At 69.0% G+C, this 23,569-nt stretch carries 9 protein-coding genes; all 9 read left to right on the top strand.

Features of this window, described 5'->3' with window-relative positions; genetic code table 11:
* Positions 1-148: 148 nt before the first annotated feature.
* Complete coding sequence (gene eccD / locus B0I29_RS00270) at positions 149-1,519, top strand: type VII secretion integral membrane protein EccD (protein ID WP_111646753.1); 1,371 nt, start codon at positions 149-151, stop codon at positions 1,517-1,519.
* A 1-nt stretch (position 1,520) separates the two neighbouring features.
* Positions 1,521-2,879, top strand: coding sequence for a type VII secretion protein EccB (gene eccB, locus B0I29_RS00265; RefSeq protein WP_111646752.1), 1,359 nt, complete (start codon positions 1,521-1,523; stop codon positions 2,877-2,879).
* 44 nt (positions 2,880-2,923) lie between these two features.
* Positions 2,924-3,253: a WXG100 family type VII secretion target gene (locus B0I29_RS00260; RefSeq protein ID WP_111646751.1), complete on the top strand. Its 330-nt coding sequence runs from the start codon at positions 2,924-2,926 to the stop codon at positions 3,251-3,253.
* A gap of 41 nt (positions 3,254-3,294) precedes the next feature.
* A complete protein-coding gene (locus B0I29_RS00255) occupies positions 3,295-3,591 on the top strand; it encodes a WXG100 family type VII secretion target (protein ID WP_111646750.1) in 297 nt (98 codons plus the stop codon).
* A 5-nt stretch (positions 3,592-3,596) separates the two neighbouring features.
* Positions 3,597-4,055 (top strand): hypothetical protein, encoded by a 459-nt coding sequence (locus tag B0I29_RS00250; RefSeq protein WP_111646749.1) that lies wholly within the window; start codon positions 3,597-3,599, stop codon positions 4,053-4,055.
* 3 nt (positions 4,056-4,058) lie between these two features.
* Positions 4,059-6,164 carry a hypothetical protein gene (locus B0I29_RS45075; protein WP_146616663.1) on the top strand — a complete coding sequence of 702 codons (2,106 nt, stop codon included), beginning with the start codon at positions 4,059-4,061 and terminating at the stop codon, positions 6,162-6,164.
* Positions 6,165-6,176: 12 nt separating this feature from the next.
* Positions 6,177-6,611 (top strand): YbaB/EbfC family nucleoid-associated protein, encoded by a 435-nt coding sequence (locus B0I29_RS00240; protein WP_111646748.1) that lies wholly within the window; start codon positions 6,177-6,179, stop codon positions 6,609-6,611.
* Complete coding sequence (locus B0I29_RS00235) at positions 6,604-6,921, top strand: hypothetical protein (RefSeq protein WP_111646747.1); 318 nt, start codon at positions 6,604-6,606, stop codon at positions 6,919-6,921. Before B0I29_RS00240 ends, B0I29_RS00235 begins: the two co-directional genes overlap by 8 nt.
* Positions 6,922-7,002: 81 nt before the next feature.
* Complete coding sequence (locus B0I29_RS00215) at positions 7,003-23,514, top strand: WXG100-like domain-containing protein (RefSeq protein ID WP_146616662.1); 16,512 nt, start codon at positions 7,003-7,005, stop codon at positions 23,512-23,514.
* Positions 23,515-23,569 lie beyond the last annotated feature (55 nt).

Here is a 23,569-nt window from a genome sequence, read left to right as displayed (position 1 = left end):
CGCCTCTCTCTGCCCGCTGTCGGCGGTGCATCCCTGGCCACTACGTCGCGGCACCGTGTTCGGGTCAGCGAAATTTCTTGCGAGGTGCGTGAACCAGCCGGTGGCCGCGCACGAAGTAGGGGCCGTGGCAGGGGAGACGACTGGAGAGATGTGCCGTCTGGTGGTGTGTGGACCGGACCGGCGCATCGACGTTGCCGTGCCTGAGCAGGTGGTGATCGCCGACCTGTTGCCGGTGCTGCTGGGCCAACTCGGCGACAACCTGGCCGATGCCGGGCTGCCGCACGGCGGCTGGGTGCTGCAACGGCTCGGTTCACCGGCGCTGGACGAGAACGGCAGCGTACGGTCGCTGGGCCTGCACGACGGTGACGTCGTGCACTTGCGCCCGCGTGCCGAGCAGATCCCGCCGGTGGCGTTCGACGACATGATCGACGGTGTCGCCGCCGGGCTGGAGTCGCGCAGCGGCCTATGGCGTCCGGAGATGACACGGTGGGCGGCGCTGGGCTCGCTCGCGGTGCTGCTGGCGGCCGGGTTGATCGCGTTGGGCCTGCCGATGGCGTCGTCGGCGCGGGCGCTGGCCGCAGGTCTGACCGCGGTGGCGCTGGCCGCAGGGGCGGCCGCGGCCGGCCGGGTCGTGGGTGACCGTCCGGCGGCGCTGGTGCTCGGCGGCGGTGTCGTCGGCTATGCGGTGCTCGCGGGCCTGAGCCTGCCCGACTGGTCGCAACCGGGATCCGGCTTGCACGCCGGCGCACCGCACCTGTTCACCGCGGCGGTCGCCGCCGGTGTGGCGGTGCTCGGCGCTGGTCTCGCGGTCGGTGCGATCCGCCTGGCCGTGGTGACCGCTGCCCTCGGTGCCGGCCTGGGCGCGTTCGGTGCGGCGGCGGTCGCGTTCCTGGACGTGCCGGGCACGGCTGCGGCCGGCACGGTGGCGGTGATCGGCACGGTGGCGGCCACTCTGGTGCCGATGGCCGCGTTCCGGATGGCCCGGATGCGACTCAAACCGCTGCCGACCGAACCCGAGCATCTGCAGGAGGACATCGACCCGGAGCCGAGTGAGCCGCTGCTGACCGGCGCGGCCACCGCGGATCGGTACATGACCGCTCTCTACGCGGGTCTGGCGGTGCCGTCGGCGGTGGGCCTGGTATTGCTCGCCCGTGATCCCCGATGGGACACCCTGACGCTGATCGTGCTGGTGGCGTCGGTTCGGCTGCTGATGCTGCGGCCGATGACCAGTGCCTGGCATCGGCTAGCCCAGGGTGTGCCGGCCCTGCTCGGGCTGGGTGCTGCTCTGATTGGCGGACTCACCCTGGCGCCGACCGCGGCACGGGCGTATGCGGCTGTGCTCGTGCTGCTGCTCGGCGCGCTGTTGGTGTGCCTTGCCCGGCTGCTTCCCGGACGCCGGCTGATGCCGTACTGGGGTCGCATCGGTGACCTGTTCCAGACGGTGGCGACGGTAGCGGTCATCCCGGTGTTGCTGCAGGTGTTCGGCGTCTACGCGCGCGTGCGGGCGATGGGGGGCTGACATGGCACAGTCCCGGCGTGATCAGGTGCAGGCGCAGTCGTACGTGCTGGGCCGGCTCACCTCTGCTCTGGTGACCGGTGACCCGGAACGGTCGGAGAACCCGCATCGGCGCACTGTCACCGGCGTGGTCGTCGGCGTGCTGATCACCGCGCTCGTGGTGGCCGGTTCCGGGCTCTACGGCTACCTGCGCCCCGGCGGCAGCACCGCCTGGCGTAAACCCGGCACGCTGGTGCTGGAGAAGGAGACCGGCAGCCGGTACGTCTTCACCGACGGCCAGCTGCGCCCGGTGCTCAACTATGCGTCGGCGCGGCTGCTGTTCGGCGCGGATCCGCCGCGGGTGTCGGTCTCCAGCCGGTCGCTGACCGGCGTGACCCGCGGCCTGCCGGTCGGCGTGGTGGCGGCACCGGACGCGCTGCCCCGGGCCGATGCTCTCACCGGTGTCACCTGGACCGCCTGCCCGGCCGTCGGCTCCGGCCTGACCCTCGCGCTCGCCACCGAGGCCAGCGGTGAACCGCTCGCGGAGCGGGCGGTCGTGGTGAGTCCCGGCCGCGGCCAGAACTTCCTGATCTGGCGCGGCCACCGCTATCAGCTCGGCGCTGCCTGGATGGCCCGGGTTTTCGGGTACGACGGACCGGTCGTGCCGGTGGACTCCCGCTGGCCGGAGCTGCTGCCACCGGCGGCGGACATCAATCCGGTCGAGGTTCCCGGGCGCGGCGAACCCGGTCCGAGGGTTCAAGGCGAGCAGACCCTGATCGGGCAGCTGTTCGTGGTCCGCCTCGACGGCGCCGACGACCGCTACTACGTGCTGCTGCGCGACGGGTTCAGCCCGCTCACCGCCACCGGCTACGCGATCGTGGCGGCTGATCCGCAGACCGCCAAGGCCTACCCGGGCGGTGCGGTGGCGCCGATCCCGGTCGGGCCGCCGGCGCTGGCCGAGGTACCGGTGTCCGAGCGCCGGCTCGTCCCGCAGCAGGCGCCGCCGGTTCCGCCGGCTATCGGGGTGGCCGGCGACGAGCGGGCCTGGTGCGTGCGCCGTGACGCTGCGGGGATCACCGAGGTGGTCGCTGACGCTCCCGCCGCCGGACAGTCCCCGGATACGGACCAGTCACAGGACGCGGCCGCGGTGATCCGGCTGGCGCCCGGCAGCGGTGGGCTGGTCGCCCCCGGCCGTACCGGCCAAACCGCCGGTACGGCCCGATACCTGATCACCGACGCCGGGCTGCGGTATCCGGTACCGACCACCGACGCCGCCGAAGCGCTCGGCTACGCGCCGGACACCGCGACACCCGTGCCGCCCGAATGGCTGCGACTACTGCCTGAGGGCCCCGCCCTCGACCTGAGCGCGGTTCGCGGCTCATGACCGATTCGACCGCCCCTTTGCCCGTCAAGAGATAGGAGCCAGCGATGGCCATCGACGTCAATGCCCAAACCACCACCGACCTGATGAACGCGTTCGTGACAGCGCGTTCGGAGAACCAGGCCGCCGCGTCAGCGGTCAGCAACGCGACGAGCTCGCTGTTCAGCGGCTGGAGCGGTAACGCCGCCGCCACCTTCGGTAACGCCATCTCGCAGTGGCAGGAGGGCCTGGCCCGGGTGCAGAACGCTCTCGGCGGGCTGCAGGACAACATGGCCGAGTTCTCGCGCAGCAACGAGCGCACCGAGGACGACGCGCTGACCGACGCCTCGTCCTGGCTCAACACCAGTGGGCCGACGCCGCCGGCCAGCTGGACCTGACCGAACCGAGAACGAACCCGATCACGCACTGAGGAGCAAGAATGTCTGACTTCAGCGTACGGCCCAGCATGATGGTGGACACCATCGAGCAGATCAACGCCATCCAGGGACGCATCGACGCGGCCATGGGGGAGCTCAACAGCTCGGTCAACACGTTCGTCTCGGTCAACGCCGGTGCGGCCGTCGAGGAGTACCAGCTGGCCCAGGCCGAGTGGAACGCCGGCCTTGAGCAGATGCGCGCCAGCCTGAGCCAGGCCGGCGTCAACCTGAACTCGATCCTGTCCACCTACGAGCAGGGTCAGCGTACCGGCGTGTCGATCTTCTCCAGCGGGCGCTGAGCGGCATGCCGGCCGAGAACACCCCTATCGTCGTTGACCGCGAGGTCATCTCCACGCTGGGCCTGCGGTTGAAGAACGCCGCCGTCGGCGGCGACGACGTCATGTACGGCCTGAAGTTCGTCGACGAGAACGGGACGGTGCTGCCCGCCACCGAGCGGGTCTCCACGCCCGACTTCGCCGTCGGCCCGGTGGGCCCGCTGCCGGCGCTGGACAACGTCCGCGTCACCGTGGGTTCCGACGAGTTCACCACCGGCGCCGCCCTGGTCAAGTCGGTGGGGTCGGTGACGACGGTGGCATTCAGCCGGATGGCGAAGCTGCGCGACCGGCTGGACCAGTACGGGCAGGACCTCGACGAATTCCTCGACGAGAACGCCGAGGTCGAGAACCTCAACCAGCTCAGCGGGCTCTCGTTGCAGGAACACGTCACCTTCTACGAGATCACCGACGAAGGCGCGACGGGGTAGCCGATGCCTGCCGGAGACGAGACGACGGACAAGCCCGAGCCGGGCGGCGGCTCCGGCGGCACTTGGAACTGGGACCGGATGCTCACCGAGATCCTCGGCGGCGGGCCGGACGGCCCGATCGCCCGCGGTGACCTGACCGGACTCACCTGGATCGAACACGACGCGACCTGGCGCGACGAAGGTATCGAGAAAGGAATCACGAAGGACCGCGAGCCGTGGAAGTACAACACCGACCCCAACGTCCTGCACTTCTACCGCTGGCTCGACACCCGCAACCAGGAGTACGACAAGGACAACGTCATCGTCCGGGTGCGGGTGAACCGCAACGAGTACCTGCCGAAGTGGCAGAGCTGGTCACACGGGTCGTACCTGTCCGTGCTGCCGTTCCTCGACCAGCGCAACCACCCGGTTCTCGACCGGCAGTCGTTGGTCAACGCCGCCAACAGCTTCAACCTGGTCGAACAGTGGCTCGACAGCACCAGCGACATGATCAAACGGCAGATGGACAGCATCGACACCGAAGCGTCCGGCTTCTCCGGCTCCGCCGCGCAGATGTTCTACGACAACCTGGAGAATTTGCACCGCGACATGACCGACCTGCACCGCGACATGTCCGACAAGCGTCTGCAGGGACCGAGGGCGTGGAGCAATATGCTGCTCGGCGGCGCTGACGCGATCGGCGAATTCGGTCGCGACGTCCGCAACGCCTGGTACCACAAACCCAACTGGATCGGGCCGGACGGCATCATCTACGGGTACTGGCTGACGCTGCCGGCTCAGCAGGGCCCGTCGCTGACCGAGAACACCACCGAACGCAGCATCTACCAGGCGGTGCTGAACAGCCTGGGCGGGAACTGGGAGACCAAGTCCGTCGACGACACCCGGTTCGGCCTGGCTAACTGGAACGTCGAGTTCGACCTCAACCTGGCCCGTGGCAACGACCCCGACCTGATCCGCACCGTCGACATCCTGACCGCCGAAGGCTGGCGCATCGTCGACCAGCTGGCGAAACTGCGCTGGATCAAGGGCATCAAGGTGGACCTCGACAACGTGGCCGAGGTGATCGTGCCGAAGCTGACGACCAAACTCGACACCATCGCGCTGCGCCCACCGACCGGGGTGGAAGACCGGCCTCCGGGCGGTGATCCTGACGACCCGAACGATCCGAACAACAGCTCCACCACGCCACCACCGTTCGACATCGGGAACTCGAACATCCCCCCGCCGGACACCTCCCAGCTCAACGTCGGCGCGTCGTCAGTCCCGCCGCCCGGGATCGGCGGCGGGGGCGGCGGCAACATCGGCGGTGGTGGCGGAACCATCGGCGGCGTGGGCGGCGGCATAGGAGGCGGCGGCAGCATTGGCGGTGGTGGTGGCGGCATCGGCGGCGGCAACGTGCCGGGCCTCAACGGGCCCGGTGTGAACGGCCCCGGCATCAACGTGCCCGGCCTGAACGGACCGGGCACGGGTGGTGGGGGCGGTGGCTCGATCGGCGGCCTGCCCAGCACCCGCCCCCCGGTCGTCGGCGGCGGAACCAGCGGCCTGCCCTGGCCGGGGGCCGGCTCACCCGGCACCGTGCGGCCCGGCACCATCGGCAACGGGCCCGTACGGTCCGTCGCGCCCAGCACCGGCATCGGACGTCCCGGCGGCGGCACGAGCGGTGCCAGTAGCGGGGGCGGCGGCAGCCTCGGACCGTCGGCGGTTAACGAACAGATCGGCGGACTGACTGCCACCCCGTTCGGCGGCGGCCTCATCGGCGCCGCCCCGGACGGCGCCGGCACATACCAGGACCTGGCGAAACTCAGCGCCGACGCCGCGGGCCGCGACATGGCGGCGAACGGCTCCACCGGCGGGTACCCGTTCATGCCTCCGATGGGCGGCATGGGCGCGCCGAACTCCGGCAAGGAGCAGGACCGCGAACGCAAGACCTGGCTCACCGAGGACGAAGAGGTCTGGGGCACCGACCCCGGCGTCGTGTCCGCGGTGATCGGCCGCGACCCGATGCCCGACGCCGACGCCGACCCGCAGGTCCGCGCGCCGGAACAGCCGGGCACGACCCGGGCGCCGGCACGGACCGAGACCACCAGGACCACCCGTGGCCGAGCGTGAAGGAGCAGACCAATGACGGCACCGTTGCACAACCAGCTCGAGCAGGCGTACGCCGAGTTCACCAAGCAGCGCGAGGCGCTGACCGCGCTGAGCGCCGAGTCGGACCGGGCCGAGACGACAGTGACCGCCAAGAACCGGGCCGTCGCGGTCACCGTGAACGGCCGGGGGGCGATCACCTCGATCAAGTTCCCGACCAGCGCGTACCGCACCATGCCGGCCGTCGAGCTGGCCAGCCTGCTCGTCGAGACCATCGAGGCGACGCGTAGCCAGGCCGCGGACGAGGCCCGCAGCCGGTACAGCTCGATGCTGCCCGAAGGGCTCGACACGACCGGGACCATCGACGGCTCGCTCGACATCGAGGCGATGCTGCGCCGGGCAGCCCGGGTCATGAACGACAGCCGTCTCGACGACATCATCAACAACGGCGCAGGGGGACACCGTGAGTGACCTGTGGAGCAAGGACGGCAATCTGCCGGCGCCGTTCGAGCACCTGCAGACCCACCTGACCGACACCGCCGCCCGGCTGAACGCCGGACTGGACGCCAACCTCCCGGTCATCGGTGAGAAGTCCGGGGAACTGGACGAGGCCGTGGCCCAGGCGGTCTTCCCGGCAGCGGTGTCGGTCCGCAAGACCATGGTCGGGCTCTCCGAAATGCCGGGAGTCGACGAGGAACGGGTCAACCAGCTCCGGTCCGTCCTCAATCAACAGGAAGACGCCGCCAACGACCAGGCACGCCTGGGCGTCAACAACCGGTAGACCCGGTGCCCGGGCGCGGTCACCGTCGCCGGCCGCGCCCGGGCACCGTCCGTACGACAACGTCAGCAGGGGTGCACCGTCATGGCAATCGAGGTTTCACCGGAACTGGCGAACTTTCTGCTGATGCTCACCGGCGAGGATTTCCCCGGGACGAAGAAGGGCGTGCCGAACGAGGACCAGCTGCTGCGCCTCAGCGAGGTCTACGCCCGGCTCGCCCGGGATCTCGAGGCGGCCGAGAACCTGTTGCGGTCGGGGGCGGAGAGCGTACGGCGATCGGCGAGGGGGCCGTCGGTCGACGCGTTCCTCGACTCCATCAACGTCTACCTGTCGAGCTATCCCGGGTATCTGCCGATGGCCGCGCAGGCCGCCCGGGAGTACTCCGACAACCATCGGCAACTGGCGATGGAGGTGGAGTACGCCAAGCTGATGATCATCGGTGCGGCGATTCAGATGCTGTTCGACCTGGCTCTCGCTGTGGCGTTCTCGTGGTTCGATCCCACCGCACCGCTGCGGGCCATGGCGGTCGCGCGCATCGTGATGCAGCTGCTGATGCGTACGCTGCTGCTCCGGATCCTGTCCACGGTCGCGTTGCTGCAGCTCGTCGGCATCATGATGGAGATGCTGCTGGACCTGATCGTGCAGCGGATCCAGATCGACAACGGCACTCGTAAGGACTTTGACAAGAAGCTGATCGCCGCGGCCATCCTGTCCGGCTCGGTGGGCGCGTTGCTCGGGATGGGCGCCGACGCGATCCTGGCGTGGCTCTCGAAGTTCCTCAAGAAACTCGACCCGCCACCGACCGCACCCGATGTCGATGTCGTGGCGCCGAATCCCAAGCCCAAGCCCACGCCGAACCCCAAGCCGGCCCCCGCCCCCAAGCCCACGCCGAACCCCAAGCCCACGCCGAACCCCAAGCCCACGCCGTACCCCAAGCCGCCCCCCGCTCCGAAGCCCGCACCCGCTCCGAAGCCCGCACCCGCTCCGAAGCCAGCGCCCTCCCCCCGACCGTCGCCGTCATCGCCGGCGCCGGCGCCGCGAACGGTGCCGACAACGCAGGGTCCCACGCCGGGACAGACGCCGGATCCGAACCTCACCAGCGGGTCGTGGCAGTCCGCGCTGGGCACCGCTGGCGCTGTCGTCGTGAGCACGGCGGCGGTCGAGTACCTGACCGAAGGCATGGTCGGGCTGCTGACCGGTGCGGGCTGGACGGTCGGTGCGATGGCGCTCGCGTCCGGGGCCGTCAGCGGGGTGGTCGAGGGGTCCGGGGACATGCTCGGCGAGAAACTGAACGAGAACTACGGGCCGTCGTGGTCGAAGGGGACCGAGGAACCGCTGTCCTCCGGAGCGAAGGACGCACCGCAGAAACCCGTACCGCAGAAAAACGCACCCCCGACCACGGACGATGCGCCGTCGCGTCCCGGCACGCCGGTCACGACGCCGGCGAACACTCCGATCAATGTTCCCCGGTCCGCCGAATCGGTCTCCGCCGAGCCTGCCCTTACGGCCACGCCGGTAGCGCCCACGACAGCGCCCGCCGAACTGCCGGCGACAACACCATCGGCGCCCGCCTCCGTTCCGGCCGAGCTCGCCTCTGCCGCGCCCGCACTCGCTGATCCCTCACTTGCCGGGCCCGCACCTGCTGAGCAGGCATCCACCACGCCCAGCTCGGAGGTTCGGAACCTGTCCTCGATGGTGGACGCCACCACGGCGGTGTCCACCGACTCCACAGCCGACTCCGTCGCCGCGGCGAGCCCCGCGCCGGTCGTACCCGCAGTGCCGGCACCGCAGGGCGCACCGGACGCCGGGCGGCCGCAGGGAAACACCGGCCGGACCACCAACTCCGACGGGCCGCGGGAGAACACCGAGGACACCGGTGCGGGGGACAGCAGGCCCGAGGCGGTAGCGGTCACCGCGGACGGCTTGGGCGCCTGGGCGGCAGAGACCGGGCCGGTGACGCCGGCCGAAGCCGACGGCACTGGTGGCAGTACTGGCGACCGCGCTGTCTCGCACGCTGACACGACCGAGGCTCTCGCGGCACCGGTGACGCCGCTGCTCACACCGGGAGACGCGGGCCTGATAGGAGCGCACCGGCCGGAGGAGTTCCGCGGCCTGCTCGACGAGTTGGCCGGCGACCTGCCGGACGATCCCGACGGTGGCGCCTGCCTGGTGTTCATCGAGAACCTGGCGGACCGGCTCTACGGACAGGGCCGGCGCGCCAACGTGCTGCGGACCCGCCGTACCCGAGATGACCGGAACGTCGGCAGCAGCCTGCCCGGGCACTGGGCAGGGGCGCGCGAGGACTGGCAGCGCATCGTCTCCTGGCAGGACCTCGCCGATGCCGTGACCGGCGCCGGTCACGGCGCGACTGCGTTCGTGCTGATGAGCTGGCCGGACGCGGCTGCCGGACACGCCATCGCGCTGCATCAGACCACGGACGGCGCGCTGTGGCAGGCGGATGTCTCGACCGGGCGCGGGCTGCAGCTGCTGTCGTGGTCGCCCAAACAACAAGCCGACCCGGCGCTGGCCCGGGCCGTGGTGGTCGGTCCGGACGGTGTGGTGGTGCCGCCGAGCCCGGACACCACCCCGGAATCGGCGTCGATCGTACAGGCGCTCATCGACGCGCCTGTCTCGCGGAGGTTCGAGGGCCTGCACACGCCGCCGACGGAGACCGCCGGGGCTGGGTCTTCGACAGCTGCCGTGGTCTCATCCCCGGTATCCGATTGGCTGGCCGATCTGACGCCCGCGCAGGAAGGGGAGAGGTTCGAGGAGATGCAGGACGTCGTCCACGACGGGCACCCGGAATTCGACGACCTGTTCGCGGCCCGAGAGGACCCTGAAAACGACGAGAGCTTCACCGCCGAGGTGCAGGCGGCGCTCTGGGGCGGTATGTGGCTCGTGGAACTCCAACCAGACCTGGTGGAGGAGGTGACGGAGCCGTTCAAGAGGTGGGCGCAGGCGAACAACATCCCGCCCGGCCAACCGTACTCGGATCTCTTCGACGAAGTCCTCATGCTGTGGACGCTGCACCGGCACCGGGAGGGGGGACTTATTCCTGGACACCACCCGCCCAGATGGACGGACAATGTACGCGACGTGGTGGAGGAACGCGACTGGGAACTCGCCTTCCTGTACCTGGTCCTGCAGGCCAACGTCATCCCGGAATCCTCGTCGGGCGAAGAATCGTCGTCCGACGAGGAACCGACGCCGGCTGTTGTGCCGCCAGCGGCCCCTGTTGCTCCGGCCCCTGTCACTCCGGCCCCTGTCGCTCCGGCCCCTGTCGCTCCGGCCCCTGTTGCTCCGGCCCCTGTCGTGCAACCAGCCCCTGTCGTGGCGCCCACAACCGTACGCGAGAAGGTCGTGTCTCATCCGCTGGAGGTTGACCCGGTCCTGATCGAGTCCTCACCGGCCGACGGCGAGGATATGCCGTGGTACCTCACCGTTTCGCGTGCCTACGGCGACTTCATGATGCAGGACCTGCGTGCCGACGATCCCGCGGCCTCGGCGGCGCACGTGACAGGCGCCCTGCACCGAGACGGTCCGGTAACTGCAAACGGACCGTTGCTGGGCGGGGTAGAGGTCGAACACCTGAGGAGACGGATCCGCACCGAGTTGACGCGGTTGCTGAACCTGGCGCCCAGAGAGCACGCCCTGGACAGACAGAACGAACAGCGCGTCGAACGGGAGAACCTGTTTCTCAACGGCAGGCGTTTCCTCATCGGTGGCCGTGTCGTCTGGCTGGCGCCGAAACTGACCGAGCCCCGATTCGGCGACCCGCAGGAGCAAGCCCGGCGGACATACGGAGTCTCGTTCGCCTCGATGGAGAGCCAGCGTGACCGCAGCACCAGCCGTGAGACCTTCGATGGGGACCTCGGCCCGCAATTGCTTGCAGGACTCGTCCAGACCCTGGGGAACCTCGCCTCTCAATTCTGGCTTAACAGCAGCTTCAGTTTCACCCTCGCACGCGAGACCGAGGAGTCGGCGGCGGACGGATACCGGGTGATCTCGGGTCGCCGCCTGTTCCTGACCGAATACGCGCCCGTCACCGCCGGCGTAGAGTTCGACGTTTTCGTCGACGGTGTGCCATGGCGGTCGGTCAGCACGACGGGAACGTCGCAAATACAGGCGACACTGCAGGTGCCCAAGGCACGCCGTGACGCCGAAAGGCCGCCGATCCGACGGGATCTGCGAGTACCGGGCAACCGGCCGCCGTCGAACGTTCGTGAGTCGCTGACCGCCATCGATACGACCGCAGTCATCGCCTCCGTCCAGCGGACTCTGCGTGCGCATGGAATGACCGCCGCCGAGACCGACGCGGTCGTCGGCCAGTTGGAGGAGGCGCTCAGCGAACGCAAGATGATGAGCCGTTACCTCTGGCTGCTTGCCGATGGATCGATCGACATCCCGGTGCTGATCTCGGACCGGGTGAAAACCGAGCTGACGATCCAGGTGAAGCTGGAGCCGCTGACATACCAGGAGGACAGCTTCGTCGAGTTGCAGGTGCGTGACGACATCGGCATGTCCGGGACAACCGAACACAGTTCAGGAGAATCGAGCGGCATCGGCGCGGAGCTGAGCTGGTACCTGCGTGGTCTGTCCGATCCGAGCAAGGGTTCCCATCGGGCGCGGGGCAATGTGAAGGTCTCCGTAGGCGGCAACTACTCCTGGAATTCCGAGACGGCCACCGCGCACACCTTCGGCAACCACACGATCGTCAACGAGCGGGGCCGACTGCACTTCTTCCAGGGAAGCGGCCGGATGCACGTGTCGATCATGGCTTCGAGGCCCCTGCGCGGGCAATGGTCCGAGCTGATCAGTACACCGGTCAATTACGAGATCAGCGTGCCATCGGAGACCCGCACGGCGTTCCTGGAGCAGTTGCACGTCGACGGTCGGCCTCCCGCGCCCCTGAATCCCCCGTTGCCCGGACCCGTAGTGCCTCGACGTCCGCTTCCCGGCGAAGGCATGGGAGCGACCGTCGACGTCGCTGGTCTCGAGGCTCTGCAAAGACTGGTCCTCGACCAGCTCCGCCAGCGGATCCGCGCCGGCGACCAGCCGGCCATGACCGTGTTCGAAGAGGGCGACGTCCGGGCTCGGATCGCCCGGCGGTTCAGCAAGCCGACCCTGCTGGCCGACTTCATGGGCCTGTACTCGGGCAAACGGTTCACGGTGACGTTCCGGGGCACCGAGTTCACCATCTTCGTCCAGGCCGCCCCGCCCACACAGCTACCGCGCCGTCAACGCCGGGACAAGCTGATCTCGGTCAACAAGCGAAGTCTGGTCGGCGATGCCGCCGACATGAGCCATGGACGGGCATACGGCGGAAACATCGAACTGCTCGGTTCACTCACCGTGTATCTACCCGCCGTCGTCCGATTCGGTGTCGGCGGTTTGCTCGGCAGCGACTACTCGAGGACCAGCGGCGAGAGCCTGGGATGGAAGATCCGGCAGTACCGCCGCATCGAGATCGTTGACAACTTCGAGACCGACGTCATCGAAGTCCAGGTCAACAGCCGGATGACAGCTGACGACAGTCCCGTGAGCCTTGTCCTGCCCGTGATCACGATCGAGCAGACAGTCGTGCGGCCGCTCGCCGATGAATGGGGCCGTGGACAGACGCCGCCCAGTCAGGGGGCCGGTCCGAGCCACCTGCGATTCACCGGCCATGGCACGGAGGGGATCATGCCGATCTTCCGATCCCTGCCCGCCCTGCTGGATCCGGCCGCCGGGATGTACGCCGACATGCACGGGCTGGACGCGAACTGGCGGGCCGACCGGGGATCGTGGCCCGAGGCACTGCTGATGATGGGATCCCCCGGCTATCTGGAGTCGCATTTCGCCGCTCTGGTCCGACCACAGGGACACCTCGTCCGACTGCCGTCGTTGAACGGGTACCAGAGCGCCATCGAGGTCCAGCTGGTCATCCATGACCCGGTACTCGTCGGCAGCCGCATGGGAGAGATCGAGCAATATTCGCAAGCGGTCCGGGAGATCTCCAAGGAGTCGGGCAGCAATCTCGGCGGGACCGCCGGCGCGTTCGGAGAAGGCCAGTTCATCGCCGGCTCGGTGGTCGGCGACGAGCAGGCCGACGAGAGCACACGTGCAGTCGGCCGCTACACCGGGCACCGACGTTGGGGGCGCCAGAAGGGCACCGAAAACGGCGACGGTGGCATCGACATCACTCGTATCAGCTATCGCGAACTGCTGCTCGGATATGGCGCGGGACGAATCGAATTCCGGCTGCGAGCGCTGCGATGGCGCGACACCGCTGTGCCGGCGCTACGGAAAGCCCGAACGGCCGTGGTCACGGTGGCTACCGCGATCGGCCGGGGGGAGCTGCCGGCGGCACGGCCGTTGCCACCTATGCCTGCTCCCCGAGTGACCGACGCCGTTGTCAGCCCGGCCCTGGGCCACCCCTTGGTCGTGTACATGCCGGAGACACTGGCTTACCGGCTGCGGCTACCGGGAACCGACAGGAACATTCCGGTCAGCGGCTGGCGGAGCATCGACCCCGGCCGGACACACACGTTCAGTCACATCGAGTGGCTCGGTGCCGATGCCGTCAACCAGTGGATCGAAGCCGAACTCGGCCGGCGCGACCTCCTGCATGGCGACTACGGCCGTTCGTTCCTGCACGACATCCTCGCCAATTTTGCGCCCGACCAGCTCGAAGCCGTACCCATGGAGCTGTTCGGCCCGGGCGTGCTGAGAAGGTACGAATGGGTAGGCCCGCTGTTCGGCGGAACTCTGCAAGTCCGGGTGAGTGCCCGTGTCGAACACGGGACGAGCGAGGCATACCAGGAGTCTCGCCCCGACACCTTGCTGACCATGCGCAGCGAGCAGCATCAGAGCCGCGGCACGACGCTGACCAAGGCCGTCACGAACCAGCACGACCTCGAGTTCCGGGCTCGGCATGTCGGACCGGGCAAGGGGAGCGGCGGTGCCCTGTTGAAAGGATCCCGCAACCGCGAGGAGGCCGAGACCAGCACCCACACCGCTGCCGAGACCCGCATCAACCGCATCGGCACCAAGAACGGCAAGTCGTACGCCCTGACCGATTCCGTTCGGTACACCATCGAGATGTCGTTCACCACCACGGCGCCGGCGGTTGACACCCGGCTGCGGGCCGTCGTACTTGCTACCCGGAATGTGGGCCCTGCCGACGCACGCCACGCCGAAGCGCTCTGGGCTGTGCAGAACGACAGGCAGACCGGCATGGTCAGGATGGTGGTCGACGAGCACCTGTTGCTCAACGCGGATCAGCAGGGCGTCTGGACCACGATCGCCACCCATGACGGTGCCGGGATTTCGCCGCTCAACCGGCTCATCCTGGAGGACGAGAGCTTCCATCCATATGACCTGCCGGCGGTGGAGTGGCTGGCCACGTTCATCGACGACCCCGGAGCACTGGCCACCGGAACATCCGCTGTTACGCGTACGCCGCTCGCGGCACTGCCCGGAAGAGGGTCGCAGGTCACCGGCGAACTCGACCTGACCTTCGTTCGGGCGCGCCTCAAAGACCTGCTCAACCATCGATATCGGGTGGCCGACCTGGGCGTGACCCTGGGCCTTGACGTCATCGCGATCAAGCAGCTTCGCCGCGCCTCGACCGTCACACCACAGGATGCCGCGGAACCGGCGTTTGCGCGGTACAAGTCCCGCAACTACCGGCAGCAGGAGGACGCCCCGTCGACCTCGGCGTCTCGGTCGACGAACTATTCCTTTGCTGTGCGCGGCGACGCCGCCGGGAAGCTGCAGGAACGCCGGGAGGATCCGGCCAGGTATCCCTACCGGTTGGCCGGGCAGGTCCAGGGCGGCATCTCCGACGCGGCCTCCAAGGAACAGGATGAGGGCCTCGGCTTCATCGACGAGCAGAACGCTGAGCAGCTCGCTGACTTCTACCTGTACCGCTACGAGGTGGCCGTGGTGATCTATCGCGGCGGGCGGGCGTCGCGGCGGGCGGTCCCCGAGAACTTCGGCATCCTCGGGCAGAGCGACCGCGATGCGCCGACGATGACCGCGGTGGGGTCAGGGGTCCCCGGTGACACGGAGCCGGGGGAGATCCAGGCTCCGCCAGCGCCAGCGCCAGCGCCAGCGCCAGCGCCAGCGCCAGCGCCAGTGCCAGCGCCAGCGCCAGCGCCAGTGCCGGTGCCGCCGGCGGCACCGGGCGAGGCGATCGAGATGTCGGTGCTGAAGCCGCCCAGCCAGCCGCCCAGCCAGCCTTCCGGCCCGTCGGCGGGACCGTCTGCCGGTCCGTCTGCCGGCCCGGATAAGCCGGCGCCACCAGCGCCGGAAAAGGGTGCGGCCGATGTCGAGGCACCTGCGCAGCCTCCGCCGGTGGAGGTCAAAAAGGCCGAGCCGAAGGCCGCACCGCCGACAGCCGGGCCGTCCAAGGCCGGGCCGTCCAAGACTGGGCCGTCCAAGACTGGGCCGTCCAAAGCTGCGCCGTCCAAGGTCGAGCCGCCGGAGCCGGTCAAACCGGAGGGCAAGAAACCGAAGCTGGCGCCGGTGCCGCCGGTTGATCCCGGCGTCGAGGAACGACGTAACGATCGCCTCCTCCATACGCTGATCGTCACCCATTCGCAGGTCATCGCCGACATGCTGGGCGGCAGGTACCGTGCCCAGCGCGAAAGGATCGCGCAACGCGCGGCCGGACAGACAGGGCTCGACGTCACCGGCGACCTGGCCGAGGTGACCGCGGCACTCCGGCTGGCGATCAGGGAACGGCTGGAAAGGCTGCCGGAGCACACCTGGGGGTGGCTTTCCCAGACCTTCGGGGGGAACGTGCGCCGGGACCTGTTCGGTGCCGCCGCCAACCGGAACCACGTGGCTGCCGACCTCACCGTCCCGTACGTGATCGGAATGGCCCTGAGGCGGGGCGTCGTGGTGCAACAAGGCAACGACATCGCCGGACTCGCCGACCCGACATCGCACGGGCTTGCGGTCACCGGCGATCCCCTCTACATCGTTCCTTCAGACCCGGTGATGGAGCTGTTCGAGCAGCAGCCGACACACCTCGGCGACGCGGACAAGGCCTTCGAAGAGGAGATGAAGCAGGCCATCGAGCAATCCCGGCTCGAGACCCGCAGCGCGGTGACCGACGACCCGGACGCATACCGGCTGATGCTCGCCGGACACGAGGACGATCCGACAAACGAGGTCGCCGGTATGCGGTCCTGGCTGCGAGATCGGATCGACACCCACCCGGGCGACTGGCTGCTGACCATCGAGGCGGGCGACACCTTCCGAGCCACCGCCGCTCGCCGGGTCCTGGCGAGAGCCTTTGCCGAAATAGCGAACGCGCCGCTGCCGCAGCAATTGACCGACGACGAGGTGAACGATCTGACCAGACACTTCCGTGTGGACGTGAACGAGCAGATGGCAGGCACTGACGAGGTCATGGTCCGACGCGTTCCCCATGCTGTCGACCCGACAGGTAAAGGCAAAGGCAAAGGCCGGGGCGAGGGAAGCGGGCCCGGCTGGAGACGGCCACCACCTGCCGATCCCGGTGGCCCATCGGCCGGCCCCAGCATGCCCGTTGCCGGCCCCGGTGCTCCATCGGCCGGCTCGAACGAACCGCGCAGGCAGCAGGCGGCCCCGCCGCAGCAGCAGGACGATTCGTCCGAGGAGCAGGGCGGTTCGTCCAGTGGTCAGGATGACCCCGCTGAGCTGGATGGGTACGAGGCCGCTGACCCGCCGCCCGCTACCGCCGTCACCACCGACGGCTGGCATTCGCTGACGGTTCGTTTCCGGCGTCAGAGCCATCAAACCGACCAGGGTCAGCAGGAGAGCATCCGCGCTTTCGTGCGGTCCTTGGCCGAGCGCCGCGAGCAGGTTCGGCCTGCGACATTGCAGATCACCATCACCGGGTACGGGAATGGCTCAGGCATCCTCGGCTCGGCATCGCTACGTAGGTTCACCGGTTCCCGCACGGCTGCGCGGCGAGCACGCGGCGTGCGCCGGCTGATCGAGCGTGAGCTGCGGGCGGAGCTCGGGCCCGAGCACGGGATCCAGGTCACCGCGATGGCGGGGGATCCCCGTGTGCGGGCGACGGTCGAGGACCGTCGTGCCGCCGTGGTGCAGATCGGACTGCTCGCCGGGGATACGAGCCTGGACGGGCTCAACCCCGCGGAGGTTCCGTCCCGGGTGCTGACCGACTTCTCCCGCCATCCGGCCGGTGTCACCTTCCACGCGGAGGACCGGCAGCTGCACGACCCCGACACGCTGCGTGCCATGGCGGGGGACCGGTGGGCCGGCGACGAGGTCTATGTCACCGAGTCCCGCGAGGATCCGAACTTTCTGGTGAAACAGCGCAACGGATTCTGGGGGCGTACCCCTCCGTGGGATGACCGGCATCCGTTCTTCGTGGTGACCGGTGAACGCAGCGCGGACGACGTGGCGAGCGGCCGGTACCCGGTCGTCGACGCCGACGGCCGGACCCGGCGTGTCAACGGCGTGGGACTGGCCCGCCTCGTGGCTGCCTCAGCGGCGTTCCAGGGTGCCGGTGACCACCACGATCGGCCGATCGTGGTGGTCACCAACCGGCAGGCCACCGCGGACGGACCCGACAACGAAGCGATGGCGGCGTTCAGCCGGGTGCTGTCCCGGTCGACCGTGTTCGCGTACGAGGGCGACGCCACCATGCTGCTGCAGCCGGACCCGGACACCCGGGTGCCGGTGCTGTTCACCGCGGCCGGCGGAGAGTGGCGGCGCTGGACCGACGGGCAGGCCGAGGAGTTCGACGACTCGTCGACAGCGGTGCCCGAGATCCGCGTGATCGGCCACCGCAACGCGCACATCGACCATCAGGGCAACGTGCATTCGGACCCGATGACGCCGCCGATGCTCATCCTGCTCAACAACGACAACTACACGAGCTTGGAGGACTCGGCCGGTCGGCGCTTCGGCGTGGTGCTCGGCGTCGGCGGCTACCTTGACGGGATCGAGGATTGGGCGGCGGCCGACGGGTACCGGTCAGCGATGATGCGGCCCGTGTACTACAGGCCGGACGCCAACGGCGGACAAGTTCCGCAAACACCGCCGCCGGATGTCACGATCACGCCGTGGCGGACCGACGTGGCCGGTGCGAATCCGTTCTTCGTCGCCGGTCACAACTCCGCCCTGACGGTGACGGGCGGCATGATCGTCCGGGTCGACGGCGCCGCGATGGCCCTCGCGCTGATGCGGACCCCCGGCTTCCAGCAGGCGAACGAGGCCGCCGACCGGCCCACCTCCTACGTGCTGCTGGCGTGCAGCACCGGGCGGATCAACGGGCCGGGCGGGACGGCGTACGACTTTCAGCGGACGCTGCGCGCGCATGGTTTCGACGTGCCCGTCATCGCCGCGACCGAGGTGGTGAGCACCGAGACGACCGGAAAAACGATCATCTGGAACGGTGAATGGCTGGTCTTCGACGGCACCGAACGGTCAGCACCGGAACTGGCGCCGGAGCCGGAGACCGACGAGGAGCCGGACATCGTCGATTCTCCACGGTCGTTGTCACCGGCGCCGGACGCAGCTCCGGCGCCCGTGAATGGGGACGGTCTGTCTCCCTTCGGCAGGGTCGTGCACCCGGTGATCCGGGACGGGCACACATTGTTCAGATCGGTGCTGGAGAGTGCTCGGTTGCAGGGGCTGGAGGGCCTGCTGTCCAGAATGGTCAGTGGCCTCGGCACCGTTGATGCGCATCTGCGGTTGCGGACGTTCGCGGCCGACGCTGTTCGTGACCTGCCGGGCTGGCCCGACGTGCTCACCGAGCAGCGGCTCCTGACCGATCTGCTCCTCGGCGACCTGCCCGAGGCGGATATTTCCCCGGGACTGCTGCCCGCGCTCGCCGCGGACGCCGGGCATTCGATGTGGGACCGGGCCGAACAGGCTGCCGGGCCCGGCGACGGTGCGGTCGTCGGCCACGCCCGCCGGTTGGTGCGTACCGAGGGCCGGATCCCCTCACTGCGTGAGCTGCTGACGGCGGGCATGACCGGCGCGATTCCGTGGGATTCCCGGCTGGGTGACCTGCTGCCCGAGACGCTCGCCGTCGCGCTCGACATCGACATCGTGGTGGAGCAGGGCACCGCCGACCGGCCGTACGCCGTGCAGCTGTGGCCCGGCGAGCGCTACCAGTTGCGGCTCGCGCGCACCGGCGACTTCTACGACGGGCTCTCGCCGCGTGGTGTCCGGCCGGGCACGCCGACCACCCCGGCGATCGTCCTGGAGCAGTACGGGATGCCCTTCGCGAACCAGCGGCGCTTCCAGGACCTGGCCACCACGCTCGGCACGATCATCGACGTACGCCCGACGAACCCCGCCTCGGCGGCCTGGCTGGAACTCAACGCCAGCCCGAAGCCGGCCGCGCTGAAGAACAAGACCGTCGGGCCGCAGGACCTGACGATCGGCGTGCCTTCGGAGATGGCCGGCCTGGTGGTGAACTTCGAGCCGCCGACGCCGCTGCCGGACTGGACTCCGGCGCAGGAGCGGCGTGCCCGGCAGCGTGCCGCCGAGAACGCCGGGTCGTCGACACTGAGCCCGGACATCGTGATGGTCGGCGGCATCGCTCACCGACGGGAGTCCGAGGCCTCCACAACCTCGTCGAAGAAGGGCCGGCCGGCCGACGGTTCCTACCGGCTGATCGCCGGCGACCACGACGTCTTCGACCTGCTCGACGCGACCACCGGACAACGGCTGAGCGGCACCGAACTGGACGCCGTCGTCGACCGGTTGCGGCAGTCGGACGTCGCCGTCGAACACGGGCCGCACCTGGGCTGGGCGCCGCCGGAGCCATACCGCGGGATGCGCGACGACATCATCGCGAGCCATGAGGCAGGCAAGGAGCCTCTGGTGCGTTTCATGCCACGGGATCGAACACTGGCTCCGGACGAGGAACCGTCGCCGACGCTGGTGGACGCCGACGGCGCCCCGCATACCCTGACACCCCCCGCGCCGGTGGCCCGGACCAGCACGGTCGAGTTCCGGCACCCGCGGCCGTCGGTCACCTCGACGGACAGCTCACGCAGTGGCACACCGGCGGCACGCCGGCCGCACGTCGCCGAGGTTTTCGGCCTGCGCTCCCGCGCCGCAACCAGGCAGGGGTCGACGCTCTCCGTCGCCACCAACGCTTCGGTGCCGCGGTGGCGCAATCCCTGGGCCGCATCGGTTCCGGTGCCCGGGGACAGCACCCCGAGCCTCGCGTCCGGCTCCCGGCGTCCGTCGGCGGTAAACACGACACAGCCACCGACCGGCAGTGCGGACCCGGTGGCACCTGACGAAACGAGCCGGGCGGTACCCGTACCCCAGGAATCGGTGACCGACCCGCAAGCGCAACCGAGCACGAACGAGCCGATGGCAGCCGGAACGGCCGCCGAAGGGAGCAGCGCCATGACCGACACCGGTGCAGAGAGAACGGCCGGTCCCTCGAGGCGGTCACGCCTGCGCGAGTTCCTCGGTTCCAAGGCCGCCGGAGGGCCGCTGTCGGACGCTGTGATCGATGTGCGTTTTCCCTGGTTGGGCAAGGTCAATCCGCGGCGCGAGGAGGAGGGTGAGTTCGCGACCAACTGCGTGATCGTGGCGATCGCGGCGGACATGTCGCTGGCCGACCCGGCGGGGAACGAATATCAGGCGCCGGCATCGGCGCCGACGAGAGTGGCGGATCTGGTGGCATACGCCAACGACCCGGCGCGCGGTCACGTGCCGGACGGTGAGCGCTACGAGTTCTCCGAGTTGCCGGACGTGGAGGCCGTGCGTGCTGTCATGAGGTCCGCGCCGCCCGCGTCGCGGGGATTCCTGGGCTATCTGGACGAGAAGGGCAGGGGGCACGTGATCAACGTGGTCGCGCTCGACTCCACGGATCCTGAGCGCAGGACGGTGGCGTTCATCGACGCCCAGGCCGGCGGCGGAGCGCGGGTGCCCGTGGACGTCACCGAGGTGTTCTTCCTGCCGCTGACCGCGGGGATCGACGTGGGCGGCACGGTGGTGGATCTGGACTGGACGGCCGGCAGCGGGCGGCCGGCCGGGACGGTGCTGCGGACCTGGCGGGAGAACTCGGCTCTGGGTATGAGCAAGCCTCGGTCGCAGCGCCTGCGGGCGATCGACGGCCGGATCGATGAATATCACGCGGCGCGTACGGTCGCCGCGAGGCGGCGGGCGCTGGCGGGGATCTCCGAGGCGATCGCGGTGTGGCTCGCGTCGAAGCCGCACGGCTCGACGCGGATGGCGCCGGTGCTGGAGCTGCGGGCCGCGGTCCGGGACCTGGGGGCGGCGCTGCCTACCGATCCGCCACCGGTCGCTCTGCCGCCGGTGGAGTCACCGGAGGAGCGCGCGCGGCGGCTCGACCACGAATTCGGGCCGCTGGTGCAGGCCAAGCGGGTCGACGTGCGGGAGGTGGCCGACGACGGCGTGGTGCAGCTGAACGTGCTGTGGTACCGGCTGGAGGACCTGCCGGTGAAGGTGCTCGAGGCGTATCGCGGAACGCGATGGCTCTACTCGGTGGATGCCGGCGGCGACGTGGTTCTCGGCGTTGAGAATGCGGACGACATGCTGGGTGCCGACTACTGGGAGGAGCTGCGGGCCCAGATGGAACATGCCCGGAAGGAAAAAGTCACCCCGGAGGAGATCAAGAGGGTCACGGAGAAGGTCGGCCACCCCACGCTCGTGGCCGCGTTCGAGCCGGAGAGTGCGGGAGCAAACATCGCCGGTGGGCGGCCGGCCGCCCGCGTCTCCGGGGAGCTGTTGTGGAACGCGGCCGAGGACCGATGGCAGATCAACGACAAATCCGGTCGCTTCATGAGTAAGAAGGCCCGAGGGGACATCCCTGGCGAGGACGGCCGTCGATGGCTCGACAACGCGGCACGGGTGATCGGCGACAGACTCGGCATGCCGATCGCCGCGGTGGCGGAGAAGTACGTGCCGCCCCTGGTCCCGGACCAACCCGCGCCTGCTCCGCCGCCGTACCTGCCGGTGGCCGGCATGGATATGTACGAGGCCTGGGTGGTGCCGGGGGCGGACCTTGCGGCGCTGGGCCTGCGCTGGCTGGGACGGGTCAATCCCTGGCGTGCCAACCGGGGGCAGTACGTGACGAACTGTGTGCTGGCGGCCATCGGCGTGGACATGTCGCTGAGCGACGACGCGGGTCATGGTTATCAGGTGCCGCCGTCGGGGCCGATGGCCCTGACAGACCTGGTGAACTACGCGGACCGCGGATTCGTCGCGTCGACGGTGGGTGCCGTGCGCGCCGGCCTGGCCACGGCCGGTCCTCGGGCGCGAGGCTTCGTGGTGTTCGAGGGCGCCGGAGAACGACCGGCACACGTGGTCAACGCGATCCGGACAGGTGATGCCGTGGTGCTCGCCGACGGTCAGAACGGTTGGTTGCTGAATCCGCCGGACGAGGTGCCGGTGTTGTTCGTGCCGCTGGACGACGAGATTCGTGTTGACGGGGTTCCGGTCGACGAGTTGGGCGGACGCGTGGCGAGCGGCGCTGGATTCGAGCTGGAGTCCCGGACCGCTCTGGGATTTACCTACGAAGCCACCGCCGAGGAGATCTGGAACCTCGGGCCATTGGTGACCGGACCGGGCGTGAAAATCGTCATCGACTGGTACCGGGCCTGGATCGCCGAGGTCGTGTCCGAGCCGACAGCCGTCATGCCAGCCGAAAAAAACAAGGTGGCGATGCGAACTGCGATCGACTCGGCCAGGATCGCGCTGACCGCTCTGACCGCTGGAAAGGGCAAGACGATCGAGCAGGCTTTTCACGGGATCGAGGGTTTCGTGGTCCAGCCGGCGGCGACAGGAGTCGGCATCATCGGTGACGCCGATGAGGGTCGCGTCCCGCCGCTGTTCCCGCATTACACGGTTGGCGTTCCGCTGTCTGAGGTGACGGACCTGCTGGGGCTGGCCTTCGCCAACGTCCCGCTGGAATTCCGTGGTGACTACGCCTGGACCCAACTCGACCATGCGTTCATCTTCGGATTCGGCAGGGCAGAGATTTACCGCAACGCGCGCATCGCCACTTCTGGCGCTGATGAAACGCAGATAGACAGCGAGGCGAAGGCAATAGCCGGTTTCCTGGCGCTCGTCTACACCCAGACAGCCGCCGTCATCGGTGGCTCTTTCACCGGCAAGCCGATTCCGAAGAACCGGACGATCGTTGCCGCACGGACCGCGCTCAATGCTCACCGCGAAGGTTTGCCATCGGCCCCGCGCGCCTTCCTCCAAGAGAAGAGCGACGAGCTGATCGACGAGTTCATCCTGGATTTCGAAGCGAAGAACGAAGAATGGCTCAAGTCCCACGCATTTCCCGGCGGGGCCGACGTCCTGCTCCAGCTCGAGGCACGGGTGCAGAAGGACCAGATGTCGTTCACGGTTGAGGATTATCTGAATAGCGCCTTCGGTGTCGGCCCGACGATCGGACAGAACCGGGCTCTGGAAATCCGCACCGATCTGGACCACCTCGACGAGGAGATCGCCGGCATGCCTCTCGCGGTCCTGGAGCTGCGGTACTTCGGTCCGCAACGCATCGACATCGACACGCTGGATCAGCAATACACCGACTTGGTCGACTGGGCGGGCCGGCTGATGACCCAGGTGGCGGCGACGACGACGAACTGACCTTTACTGCTGTCGTTCTGTCGACTCTCCGTCGATGTGTGGCTGAGAGGTTTCC

Source organism: Actinoplanes lutulentus, from assembly GCF_003259845.1.
GTDB lineage: Bacteria > Actinomycetota > Actinomycetes > Mycobacteriales > Micromonosporaceae > Actinoplanes > Actinoplanes lutulentus.
Note: the sequence above shows the minus strand (reverse complement) of the source record. Positions and strands in the feature narration are given on the sequence as shown.

Coding starts and splice junctions, on each gene's coding strand:
- B0I29_RS45075 (WP_146616663.1), top strand. CDS start 4,059: ATGCCTGCCGGAGACGAGACGACGGACAAGCCCGAGCCGGGCGGCGGC.
- B0I29_RS00255 (WP_111646750.1), top strand. CDS start 3,295: ATGTCTGACTTCAGCGTACGGCCCAGCATGATGGTGGACACCATCGAG.
- B0I29_RS00250 (WP_111646749.1), top strand. CDS start 3,597: ATGCCGGCCGAGAACACCCCTATCGTCGTTGACCGCGAGGTCATCTCC.
- B0I29_RS00260 (WP_111646751.1), top strand. CDS start 2,924: ATGGCCATCGACGTCAATGCCCAAACCACCACCGACCTGATGAACGCG.
- B0I29_RS00215 (WP_146616662.1), top strand. CDS start 7,003: ATGGCAATCGAGGTTTCACCGGAACTGGCGAACTTTCTGCTGATGCTC.
- eccB (WP_111646752.1), top strand. CDS start 1,521: ATGGCACAGTCCCGGCGTGATCAGGTGCAGGCGCAGTCGTACGTGCTG.
- B0I29_RS00240 (WP_111646748.1), top strand. CDS start 6,177: ATGACGGCACCGTTGCACAACCAGCTCGAGCAGGCGTACGCCGAGTTC.
- eccD (WP_111646753.1), top strand. CDS start 149: ATGTGCCGTCTGGTGGTGTGTGGACCGGACCGGCGCATCGACGTTGCC.